13 protein-coding genes are annotated in these 9289 nt (G+C 41.3%); 5 read left to right on the top strand and 8 right to left on the bottom strand.

Annotated features, from left to right (window positions below; genetic code table 11):
- The 5 genes from AC2VE5_RS08250 to AC2VE5_RS08230 all read right to left on the bottom strand — a co-directional run.
- Positions 1 to 97 (bottom strand): IS1/IS1595 family N-terminal zinc-binding domain-containing protein (locus tag AC2VE5_RS08250; protein WP_486886923.1); only part of this gene is annotated, 97 nt, incomplete at its 3' end.
- 104 nt (positions 98 to 201) lie between these two features.
- On the bottom strand, positions 202 to 342 hold the full coding sequence (locus AC2VE5_RS08245; protein ID WP_486887284.1) for a hypothetical protein: 141 nt from the start codon (positions 340 to 342) through the stop codon (positions 202 to 204).
- Positions 343 to 414: 72 nt separating this feature from the next.
- A complete protein-coding gene (locus AC2VE5_RS08240; protein WP_486887287.1) occupies positions 415 to 615 on the bottom strand; it encodes an AMP-binding protein in 201 nt (66 codons plus the stop codon).
- A 188-nt stretch (positions 616 to 803) separates the two neighbouring features.
- Positions 804 to 956 carry a hypothetical protein gene (locus tag AC2VE5_RS08235; RefSeq protein ID WP_486887283.1) on the bottom strand — a complete coding sequence of 51 codons (153 nt, stop codon included), beginning with the start codon at positions 954 to 956 and terminating at the stop codon, positions 804 to 806.
- Positions 957 to 995: 39 nt separating this feature from the next.
- Positions 996 to 1814: a sugar phosphate isomerase/epimerase family protein gene (locus tag AC2VE5_RS08230; protein ID WP_486887282.1), complete on the bottom strand. Its 819-nt coding sequence runs from the start codon at positions 1812 to 1814 to the stop codon at positions 996 to 998.
- Positions 1815 to 2042: 228 nt separating this feature from the next.
- Here AC2VE5_RS08230 and AC2VE5_RS08225 point away from each other — a divergent pair, with 228 nt between their 5' ends.
- Complete coding sequence (locus AC2VE5_RS08225) at positions 2043 to 3254, top strand: HhoA/HhoB/HtrA family serine endopeptidase (RefSeq protein WP_486887281.1); 1212 nt, start codon at positions 2043 to 2045, stop codon at positions 3252 to 3254.
- Positions 3255 to 3353: 99 nt separating this feature from the next.
- Positions 3354 to 3806 (top strand): peroxiredoxin, encoded by a 453-nt coding sequence (locus AC2VE5_RS08220; protein WP_486887280.1) that lies wholly within the window; start codon positions 3354 to 3356, stop codon positions 3804 to 3806.
- Between the two features lie 37 nt (positions 3807 to 3843).
- Here AC2VE5_RS08220 and hpf read toward each other — a convergent pair whose 3' ends face one another.
- The gene (gene hpf / locus AC2VE5_RS08215; RefSeq protein ID WP_486887279.1) at positions 3844 to 4491 is read right to left on the bottom strand and encodes a ribosome hibernation-promoting factor, HPF/YfiA family; all 648 of its coding nucleotides are present in this window, start codon (positions 4489 to 4491) and stop codon (positions 3844 to 3846) included.
- Between the two features lie 548 nt (positions 4492 to 5039).
- Here hpf and lipB point away from each other — a divergent pair.
- Complete coding sequence (lipB, locus tag AC2VE5_RS08210) at positions 5040 to 5723, top strand: lipoyl(octanoyl) transferase LipB (RefSeq protein ID WP_486887278.1); 684 nt, start codon at positions 5040 to 5042, stop codon at positions 5721 to 5723.
- A 4-nt stretch (positions 5724 to 5727) separates the two neighbouring features.
- Complete coding sequence (locus tag AC2VE5_RS08205; RefSeq protein WP_486887277.1) at positions 5728 to 6312, top strand: Uma2 family endonuclease; 585 nt, start codon at positions 5728 to 5730, stop codon at positions 6310 to 6312.
- On the opposite strand, the gene AC2VE5_RS08200 is transcribed toward AC2VE5_RS08205, so the two are convergent.
- Positions 6309 to 7070 (bottom strand): amino acid ABC transporter ATP-binding protein, encoded by a 762-nt coding sequence (locus tag AC2VE5_RS08200; protein WP_486887276.1) that lies wholly within the window; start codon positions 7068 to 7070, stop codon positions 6309 to 6311. The two genes, AC2VE5_RS08205 and AC2VE5_RS08200, sit on opposite strands and share 4 nt — an antisense overlap.
- 59 nt (positions 7071 to 7129) lie before the next feature.
- Between AC2VE5_RS08200 and AC2VE5_RS08195 the strand changes: the two genes are divergently transcribed.
- Complete coding sequence (locus AC2VE5_RS08195; protein WP_486887275.1) at positions 7130 to 8677, top strand: ABC transporter permease subunit; 1548 nt, start codon at positions 7130 to 7132, stop codon at positions 8675 to 8677.
- Here the strand turns inward: AC2VE5_RS08195 and AC2VE5_RS08190 are convergent.
- On the bottom strand, positions 8674 to 9231 hold the full coding sequence (locus AC2VE5_RS08190; protein ID WP_486887274.1) for a thermonuclease family protein: 558 nt from the start codon (positions 9229 to 9231) through the stop codon (positions 8674 to 8676). The genes AC2VE5_RS08195 and AC2VE5_RS08190 overlap by 4 nt on opposite strands.
- Positions 9232 to 9289: the final 58 nt, after the last annotated feature.

The following is a 9289-nucleotide window of genomic DNA, read 5'->3' as shown; positions in this document are numbered from 1 at the left end:
ACGTCTGTTGGCAAACAGGACAGAGATAGCGTTGATGTCCGTTGGGCATCTTGCCGTGTTTATGGGCTTTAGAATGATCACACAAAGGGCATTGCATGGACGAGTTGCAGATGAGAGATCCCCTCTACTCTACCAATCCCACGTTTATTTGACGCACTACCAATTTCTCCTACTTGATTATCCGTGCATTGAGTTAAAGAATTAGGATTTGCGATCGCAATTTTGCCCTCTAACCATCGCTTGCAACCAACGTACAGGTTTTTGCACAAAAGCAATGGGAGAAAGGAAAATGCAAGGCATACCCACATACATCGATTGGAGTACGTTACCTATTAGTCCCATGGCGTGAAACAAAGGCAACCAAACAACACCAATAGATTTTTCTGTATGACCAAATGCTAGTTGGAGGGCTTTTTAGTTGTGCATTACGCAGCCATGGGTAATCATTACACCTTTAGGCACTCCCGTAGAGCCGGAGGTATATTGTAAAAATGCCAAAGTATCGCTACTAATGTTTGGTTCTCTCCAATCCGCAGCTTGGGTACAACCATCGGTAGTTAGCCATTCTAGAGGCTCTGCAAGAGTCCCTAGCTGGCTTTTGAGCTTGGATAGGATATTTTTGCAGCTAAAAAGGAACTAGGAATTAAGGTAAGTAATAAAAGAATCGTTGATACAAAAGTAATTCGATAACCAAATAAAGTTTTAAGTTAAAAGGTAAGATATCCAGCCCAAAAATCCAGTAGCAAATGCACTAATAACTTTACCAGCTATAAAAGTATTACCTGTGATAATTGTCACTGCTGCTAAAAGCAAGCAATAACCTGGGGGTTGTGTTGATAAGTGTAAGAGCGCCCTGCTAAAATATTCTCAGCTTGCACTGCATAAACTTCATAAAAATCACTTTCTACTCCAAAAGCACCAACTTCACGAAAGTAGCCAATAATTAAAGTAAGCAAGTTGCAATGCAAAAAACTAGGATAATGCGATCGCAATGCTTACTTGTAACCATAGTATTTAGTCGCAATCTCTAAAGCTTTATAAACATTTAAGCTATTTAAAATTGGGTGTTGTGCTTCCATTTCAACCGATGTCCAACCTTGATAGTTAAGACTAGCCAAAGTCTCAGAAAAAATTAAATGATCTACATCATTTTCCCCAATTAGTGCTAGTAAAGGTTCGCTAATGTGAAAGTGGCACAGCTTGCTAAAAGATTGCTTTAAAGCTGATTGAATAGGCTCATTGCTTAAAGTCATACTAGCACTATCTAAATACAATCCAAATCCATTACTATCAACTTTGTTTACTAACTCTAAGCCTTGCTCGGAGTTGGTAATAACATCACATCTATAAGCTTTAGGATTAGGCTCAATACAAAACTTTATTCCCCATTTAGCGGCGGCTTCGCCTATCTTACGAAAAAATTCTACAGCTATTCCCTCAATTTGTTGCCAAGTCAAGCTACCAATTTTTCTATTTTTAGGAGAACCAAATACCAGAATTTTAGCACCTAGTTTGCTACCTAGTTCGATAGTATCTACCAAATATTTAAAAGTTTCACGGCGCGTTTGAGCGTTATCAAAAATTGTCAAATCTGGTCTACCAAATAACAAAGCTTGCATTGCAACAATTTCAATATCTCGACTTTGCCAAAAATGCTTATATTCAGCAACTTCGATATCTGATGCTACCGAAGGTGAATGCCAAAGCTTAGTAGTAGCAACTTCAACTCCTTTTATTTCAAATTTTTGCATGATTTGAGCAATCTCTTTTTCTTCTGCCAATTGCCAAGCTATATTAGAAATTGCAATTTTCATTAGTCTAATTTCATGATTTATTAAAGAAATTTTACTGCAAAAACAACCAACTTAATTGACGAAACAAAAACAATAAACTAACGTCACAAGCAATAGCAAATCTTCGAGCTTAAAATTGTTTATTCACACTCAGGGTAGACTTATGGAAATTAAGCCTCACTCTAGCATTGCCATAAAATACACTAAGAGAAGTTGCTGTTTAATCTGAGCTATTGAATCATTGGTACTATGCGATTAAAGAATAAATTGCGCTCCTTCCGTCAATTAATGACTCATGGACTAGCGATCGCGTTTGGAGTATTGTTCGCTGTTAGTAGCTTGCGTGTGTTACCATCCCAAGCTCTATCGATCCCCACAGATGTAAATTCCCCCCAAATTGTCGCCCAACAGCCTCCCAAAGCCAAGGTAGGCTCTAATAGTTTTGTCGCCGCCGCCGTCAATCGAGTAGGTGCGGCGGTTGTCCGGGTTGATACTGAGCGTACCGTAACTCGGCGAATCAACGAGCCGATGTTCGACGATCCCGTTTTCCGGCGCTTTTTTTGTGAAAGTTTCCCCCAACGAATGCCCGAAGAACGGGTAAGAGGGATAGGATCGGGGTTCATTATTGACCGTAGCGGCGAGATTTTGACTAATGCTCACGTAGTTAATCAGGCTGATAAGGTAACAATAAGACTACAGGACGGACGTACCTTAGAAGGCACAGTACAAGGTGCTGATGAAGTTACCGATTTAGCAGTAATCAAAGTCAATTCTACTAAGGGCGACTTACCTGTAGCACCCCTAGGAGATTCGGGAGAGGTGCAAGTAGGCGACTGGGCGATCGCCGTGGGAAATCCTTTAGGATTTGATAGTACGGTTACTTTGGGCATTGTCTCGACCTTAAAACGCTCCAGCGCTCAAGTCGGTATTCCCGATAAGCGTTTAGAATTTATCCAAACTGATGCAGCTATCAACCCCGGTAATTCTGGTGGTCCGTTGCTAAACGACCAAGGTGAAGTAATTGGAATCAATACCGCAATTCGCGCCGATGCGATGGGAATTGGTTTTGCAATTCCTATTAATAAAGCTAAAGAAATCAAAGACAGGTTGATGCGCGGCGAGAGAATTGCTCACCCTTATTTGGGCGTACAGATGGAGAATTTGACTCCAGAGCTTGCCAAAGCCAACAATACCGATCCCAATTCTCCCATCAATGTACCGGAAGTTGAGGGCGTTTTAGTAGTGCGCGTAGTACCCAATTCACCTGCTGCATCAGCGGGTTTACGGCGCGGCGATGTAATTTTGCAAATTGACAAGCAGCCTGTGACTACTGGGGAACAATTGCAAAATATTGTTGAAAATAGTCGCATTGGGCAGACTTTGCAACTCAAAATTCAGCGTGGAAATCAAGCCCAGCAAATCGGGGTGAAAACTGGAGAGTTACAGCGCGAGGCTGCATAATTAAAGGCAGCAATACAAATAAGTATTGCTGCTTTTGGTTTCTGTTCAAGAACGCGATCGCTTTAAAATACACGAAAATTAACACGATAACTAATTGCTATGCCCGTTAAAGTTGGAGATACAGCCCCAGATTTTACTTTACTTTCTCAATCTGGTGCATCTGTTAGCCTAAATGATTTTCGCAATCAAAAGTCTGTGGTACTTTACTTTTACCCTAAAGACGATACGCCGGGATGTACGAAAGAGTCTTGTGAATTTCGATATCAATACGAAGTATTTAAAACTGCTGGGGCGGAAGTTATAGGTATCAGCGCCGATTCCCCAGAATCACACCGACAGTTTGCCACTAAGTACAATTTGCCTTTTACGCTACTTAGCGACAAAGATAACCAAGTCCGCAAACTTTACGGTGTCCCATCAACGGCTTTTGTACTTCCAGGGCGTGTAACCTACGTCATCGACGAACAAGGAATTGTCAAAAACATTTTCAATTCGCAATTCAATTTCAAAGGTCACATTGAAGAATCATTGAAAACTCTGCAAGCAGTTTAGTGATTTGGGGCGTATCTAAATATACGCCCCAATAGCCTTATTTCATTAAATGGGGTTTTTCGCTACTTTTATTTTGTGCCGATTTACCATTCCCATTATTAGCCTGTCCGTTGTTGCGCGGTTGAATTACGCCATAGCCGCCATGATTGCGCTCGTAAATTACGTTGATTTCTCCAGTTTCCGCGTTGCAGAACATATAAAAATCATGGTCTACTAGCTGCAATTGCTCTAATGCCTCTGTTGTTGTCATTGGCGGCATGGCAAAATATTTTGTGCGGACAACTTCGGCGGGTAACTGAGGAGTGCGATCGCCAATTAAGTCGGATACTAATGGTATCTGTTCCTCACTATCTGCCTCTACTACTGGTTCTACCAGCGCTTTAGTAGCTTGCCTTTTTTCCTTATATTTCCGCAATTGACGAGCTATTTTATCTGCGACTAAATCTATACTTGCATACAAGCTCTCGCTGCTTTCTTCGGCACGAATTACACTACCGTTGGCATATATTGTTACTTCTGCTGATTGCTTGCTGCTGATGCGTGGATTGCGTGCTACAGACAAATGAACATCTACTTCTGTGGTCAAAGCTTGAAAATGATTTACTGCTTTTTCAATCTTTTGATGTACATACTCGCGAATTGCATCTGTTAGTTCAATATTTTTGCCATGGATGACAAGCTTCATATTTAATTCTCCGCTAGGTTGCCTGTGCAAATTGTTTTTTTCAAAGGCAAAGCTATGGTAATAGCTATTATTGTAAATAACTATTCCTTGGGTCAGTGGGGCAATGCCTATCTGTGCTTTTTTAGCAGCCAATTACAACTTAAATATCTTTCTCTTGCTACCACGCACTTTATATAAGTTACCTTCTCGACTGCTAAAATCTATCGGCTCACGTTATTTGAAGATCGCATCGGATTTTCTTGTAGCTAACTTAATTGGTTAGCAGTTAAAGTAGATAGTTTGCGGTTACGATTGAACTCTTTAGACCTTTTACCAACGGTATAGATATTGATATTTTGCCTAAAACATTTCAATTTTGAAGTGCATGATTAGGTTAGAAGAAACTTCCTCCCTGCCGATTTGAAGTCATACATTTACCCTACCACTTTGTATTGTGGAAAACAGTTATTTTCTTCTATCTTCAAGATTTTTTGCATGAGTTGATAATTCTTTATTTTAGCGCCGGGTTTTAAGCTCAAGTTTAGTAAAAATTACCCTTGATTTTTGTAATGATTCCGAGTAAAAAAACCTTAAACGAAACTCACCGCCGTTGCTGTTACTTATATAACCAGAAGCTAACAAGTTACTCTATAGCTTGGGATTGGCAAAAAAAACTATTGCAAGAGCGTATCAATAATCCTGAGTTGAATGATGCCCTAATTTTGCTAGAACATCCGCCAGTCTATACCCTAGGACAAGGAGCGAACCTAGATTTTCTAAACTTTGATATTGACAAAAGTGACTTTGAAGTGTACCAGGTAGAGCGGGGTGGTGAAGTTACTTATCATTGTCCAGGTCAATTGGTAGGCTACCCAATATTGAATTTGAAATATTATCGCCAAGATTTGCACTGGTACTTGCGACAACTAGAAGAAGTGCTGATAAGGATTTTGGCGGTTTATGGGTTAAAAGGTGATCGCATTGATGGTTTAACAGGCGTTTGGGTAGAAGGAGTTAAGGTGGGTGCAATCGGAATTAAAGTTAGTCGCTGGGTGACTATGCACGGCTTTGCTTTAAATGTATGTCCCGATTTGACTGGGTTTGAGCAAATTGTCCCCTGTGGAATTTCAGATAAAGCTGTAGGGACTATGGCGCAATGGATTCCAGGTATTAAGTTAGAGGAAGTACGCGACCCTGTAGCGGTGGCTTTCGCGGAAGTATTTGGAGTTGATTTTATCGAACAGGAGTTGTAGCACCATGCTTGAACAATTAGAAACAAGCGATCGAGACGCAGTTATTACTCTTTACGATATCTCGTGGGAGAAGTTTGAAGCGATCGCATCTTTGCTTGAAGAATCAAAAATACGTTTAACTTATTTGGATGGAACCCTAGATATAATGTCCCCTTCACCAGCGCATGAAGAATCAAAAGGTACTGTAGGTTTGTTACTGGAAACTTACTTACGTCATGTAGGTAGGCGGTTTTATAGAACAGGCGGGTATACTTTAGGGAGTCGTGAAGTAGGCGCGAGGGGAGAACCTGACGAGTCATACAACTTAGATTTTATTAAGCCAATTCCAGATATCGCTATTGAAATAGTTATTACTAGCGGTGGCGTAAATAAGTTAGAAAAATACAGGCGTTGGGGTGTACCGGAAGTTTGGTTTTACCAAAAGCAGCGAGTATTTATTTATCACCTATACGCCAATAAATACGAACAGGTAGATAAAAGTAAATTTTTACCAGAATTAAATATAGATTTACTTGTTCGCTGCTTAAATATGCCCGATCAATACGATGCAACGATCACATTTTCTCAACAATTGCAGGTAGAAAGCTAGAAATTACTCGTTATTGGCGTATTCAAGCGACTAAGAAATGTCTGTAAGCGAGTACTTTGGGGATTGGTAATAACTTCGCGGGCTATTCCCTGTTCTTCTATTTTGCCCTTGTCTAGAAAGATTACTTTGCTTGCGACTTCACGAGCAAATTGCATTTCATGAGTAACAACTACCATCGTCATTCCATCGGCGGCTAATTGCTGCATTACTTGCAATACTTCCCCGACAAGTTCTGGATCTAAGGCGCTTGTGGGTTCGTCAAACAGCATAATTTGCGGATTCATGCACAAACTCCGCGCGATCGCAACTCGTTGTTTTTGTCCTCCAGATAATTGCTCTGGATAGGCAGATGCTTTGTCAAATAAACCTACTTTGTCGAGATAAACTCCGGCAATTTGGGCGCTTTCTTTCTGAGTTTTGCCCAATACTTGACGCGGTGCGAGAGTAAGGTTTTCTAAGACACTGAGATGAGGAAATAAGTTAAATTGCTGAAATACCATCCCGACAAGACTTCGCAATTGTCGCAGCGTTCGGTAGTTTAGGGTGGGATGAGATATATCGATGCCGTTAACTACCAGTTTTCCGCGATCGATGGCTTCTAGGCGGTTAAAACAGCGCAATAGCGTACTTTTACCACACCCAGAGGAGCCAATTACAGCTACTACTTCTCCTTGATTAATTGCACCCGTGATTCCTTGGAGGACTTTTAGAGAGCCAAAGTTTTTCTCAATATTCTCAAATGCGATCGCTTTGTCCATATTTATTTATCGTTTGGACTACTGTTGATTATATTGTGGGATAAATTTGTTTACTAAATATGTATAAAGACAAGCAGAAAACTAGCTACTGGTGGCTGCAAGTGTTTGTAGGGCTAGTTTGTTTGATTTTGGTTGCTGGTTGTACCAATTCTAATTCTTTAGCGACGGACAAAACTCTAACTATTGCAGTGGAAGGAACTTATCCACCATTTGAGTTTCAAACCGACAAGGGAGAATTGCAAGGTTTTGATGTGGATTTGATGAATGCGATTGCCCGTGAATCGGGTTTTAAGATAACTTATCAAAATTTGCCTTTTGCGGGGATGATCCCGGCTTTGCAGGCGCGTACTATCGATGCGGCGGTGGCGGCGATGACTATTACCGAAGAACGAGCTAAGACGGTTTCCTTCTCTCGTCCTTATTTTAGATCGGGACTTGCGATCGTTGCTCGCACTAATGACCAAAGTATTACGGGCTTTGAAAGCTTGAATAATAAGCGGATCTCGGTGCAAATTGGCACGACGGGCGCGCAAAAGGCGGCGACTATTCCTGGGGCTGAAGTTCGCAGCTTTGACGATGCGCCGACAGCAATTAGAGAGTTGCTCAACGGTAATGTTGACGCTTTACTGCACGATGAGCCAGTAATTTTGTACGCGCTCAATTCGGGAAATGTCGGAGGCGTTAAAGTGATCGGGCAACTACTTACTCAAGAGTATTTTGGCTTTCCTACTCCTAAAAAATCGCCTAATTTGGCTCTAATCGATCACGGTTTGACAAAGCTGTTTAGTAACGGTATTTACGCTCAAATTTATCTAAAGTGGTTTGGGGTCGAACCTCCAGCAGTACCAGAAAGATTGCCCTTTCAAACTCAAACTACAACGGGTTCTGGTTTATTTGGTGCTTTTAGTACGATCGCAACTGCGTTACCGTTGCTATTGCGCGGTGCATTGGTGACGCTGCAACTTACCGCTATATCGGTAATTTTAGGCTTGATAGGCGGCTCTCTACTCGGAATTATCCGCCTTTCTAAGATTTCACCTATTCGGTGGGCAGCTAGAGCTTATATAGATTTTTTTCGGGGTACGCCTTTGCTAGTACAGATTTTTATGATTTATTTTGGCTTACCTGCGATCGCTACTGAACTTGGTTTTGGCTTCAATCTCAATCGTTGGACGGCGGCGGTAATTGCTTTAAGTCTAAATAGTACGGCTTACATTGCCGAAATTGTCCGCGCTGGTATTCAATCAATTGAATCAGGACAATCGGAAGCGGCGGAGTCTTTGGGGATGAGTTCTAACCAGACTATGCGTTATATTATTTTTCCTCAAGCTTTACGGCGGATGCTACCGCCCTTGGGTAATGAGTTTATTAGTATGCTCAAAGATACTAGCCTTGTTGCCGTGATTGGCTTTGAGGAGTTATTTCGCAATGGACAACTAATTGTTGCGACTAATTATCGCTCGTTTGAAATCTATGCGGCGGTTGCTTTTATCTATCTGGTGCTAACTATCTTTTCATCTCAAGTTTTTAGCCGTTTGGAACAGTGGTTTAATCCAGTTACTCGCAAAGCAAAGGTATCCAAAAATCCGCTTTCAAGTTTGAGTTAGTTTTTGTGGCGGCGATACGCCCAAGGTTCAACAAACTTAGCATCGCTCCAAACGCCGCGATGCTGGCTTTTAGCTTCAGTTTCGGCTTGTTCGATGGCTACGGCGCTGGGGCAATTTTTCAAATAAGGGCGATAAACAAGGGCTAAACCTTCACGAACTAGAACTTCTTGAACAAAAGTGCGATCGCCTAAACGAACTTCACTAACTTTGCGCCCATATCTATCAGTATCGGTAATAGTCAAAGTAACGCGGTTTCCTTTTTGCTTAATTAACTGCTCAACTCGCATCTGGGCTTGGTTTCCCCATTTAAACTGATCTTTATCTACAGCTTTTTTACTAAGTTTTTCAGCTTTAGTATGGGCAATTTCTGGCGCATCGACGCAAGCGAAACGGACTTTGACATCTGAACCCCCTGAATCGGTCAAAGTTATTGTATCGCCATCACTAACACGCTTGACGGAGTATTGATTGGAGTTTTGGGGGTTACAGCTTTGCAAACCGAGGATAAAAAGAGAGATTAAACATAAATAAAATAATTTTTGGATGATTTTCATAGGTAGCAGTACATTTATAGCCGTGCAATTCTTACAAGCGATCGATAGCATAAGTAAA

It is taken from the genome of Aliterella sp. E5.1 (assembly GCF_057473825.1).
This window is presented reverse-complemented; position numbering and strand designations above follow the sequence as displayed.

What these genes read in the sequence shown, in the direction of transcription:
- lipB (WP_486887278.1), top strand. Translation starts at nt 5,040, where the DNA reads ATGATTCCGAGTAAAAAAACCTTAAACGAAACTCACCGCCGTTGCTGT.
- AC2VE5_RS08195 (WP_486887275.1), top strand. Translation starts at nt 7,130, where the DNA reads ATGTATAAAGACAAGCAGAAAACTAGCTACTGGTGGCTGCAAGTGTTT.
- AC2VE5_RS08190 (WP_486887274.1), bottom strand. Translation starts at nt 9,231, where the DNA reads ATGAAAATCATCCAAAAATTATTTTATTTATGTTTAATCTCTCTTTTT.
- AC2VE5_RS08225 (WP_486887281.1), top strand. Translation starts at nt 2,043, where the DNA reads ATGCGATTAAAGAATAAATTGCGCTCCTTCCGTCAATTAATGACTCAT.
- AC2VE5_RS08245 (WP_486887284.1), bottom strand. Translation starts at nt 342, where the DNA reads ATGGGACTAATAGGTAACGTACTCCAATCGATGTATGTGGGTATGCCT.
- AC2VE5_RS08200 (WP_486887276.1), bottom strand. Translation starts at nt 7,070, where the DNA reads ATGGACAAAGCGATCGCATTTGAGAATATTGAGAAAAACTTTGGCTCT.
- hpf (WP_486887279.1), bottom strand. Translation starts at nt 4,491, where the DNA reads ATGAAGCTTGTCATCCATGGCAAAAATATTGAACTAACAGATGCAATT.
- AC2VE5_RS08220 (WP_486887280.1), top strand. Translation starts at nt 3,354, where the DNA reads ATGCCCGTTAAAGTTGGAGATACAGCCCCAGATTTTACTTTACTTTCT.
- AC2VE5_RS08230 (WP_486887282.1), bottom strand. Translation starts at nt 1,814, where the DNA reads ATGAAAATTGCAATTTCTAATATAGCTTGGCAATTGGCAGAAGAAAAA.
- AC2VE5_RS08205 (WP_486887277.1), top strand. Translation starts at nt 5,728, where the DNA reads ATGCTTGAACAATTAGAAACAAGCGATCGAGACGCAGTTATTACTCTT.